Here is a 1,016-nt window from a genome sequence, read left to right as displayed (position 1 = left end):
CCTCCATCGTCAAATGCGTAATCACTTTAAGCATGGTGTTAATCACACACATAATCAAATTATTGTTCGTGCGGATATGTGTAAAACCTTTGAGCTAAACGGTCAATGTTGGCTTAAAGTGCCAAGTCTAGTCCCTCGACAAACCATTAAAATTCCACTAAACACCACTGTTGATTTTGCGCCACAAGGCACACTTAGAATCATTCTAAAAAACGGTAATGTTGAAGTTCACTCAACTTATGATGCAGTTGAAACACAGGATTGTGGTCAGGAAACCGTAGGTGTTGATAAAGGTTATTCAGAAGCCTTTGTGGATTCTGATGGTGAAGTATATGGCAATGGTTTAGGTAAATTGATCTCAAGTGAATCAGACTACCTAAATCAAAAGTACAAACGTAGAAATAAGCTCAGAGCGATTTCTAAAGCCAAACCGCACAAGAAACAGAAAATTGAGTTAAATAATCTAGGTCGCAAGAAGCTAGATAAAAGGCAAGATGCTCAGAAAGCAAAGCTCAAGACATTGATATTTACAGCAACTCACAAGTTGGTTGATAAAGCCAAAGTGATTGTTGCGGAGGATTTAACCGCACCAATCCAAAGTAAGCGTAGCTATGGTAAAAATACCAATAGACGTTTAAACACATGGGTTAAAGGCTTATTAGCCGATGCCCTAACAGGTATATCTCACCGTAGAGGTTCTACGGTGCATCTAGTCAATTCTGCATACACTTCGCAAAGTGATTCTTTCTTACGTGGGCTTTTAATAGGCACACGCAAGGGAGATCGCTTTCATCGTTTTAATGGGGAAGTTGTGCAAGCTGATTGGAATGCTGCGAGAAACGTGCTTGCAAGATTAAACGACAATGAGATAAGTCGTTATACGCCTTACAAAACTGTAAAGCGTATATTGCAAGAACGGACTGATCGCTATAAGTCGGAACTGACCGACTCAGGCTCTAGTTACACGTTTGGCAACAAGACATTAACAGAGTGCGAATTAGTCCTTGACTATGTTT

1 protein-coding gene is annotated in these 1,016 nt (G+C 40.0%); it reads left to right on the top strand.

Features of this window, described 5'->3' with window-relative positions:
- The coding region (locus FTT75_RS15685; protein ID WP_180186821.1) for a transposase at nt 1-1,016 on the top strand (1,016 nt) is incomplete at both ends.

It is taken from the genome of Acinetobacter sp. YH01008, from assembly GCF_013420435.1.
GTDB lineage: Bacteria > Pseudomonadota > Gammaproteobacteria > Pseudomonadales > Moraxellaceae > Acinetobacter > Acinetobacter pseudolwoffii.
This window is presented reverse-complemented; position numbering and strand designations above follow the sequence as displayed.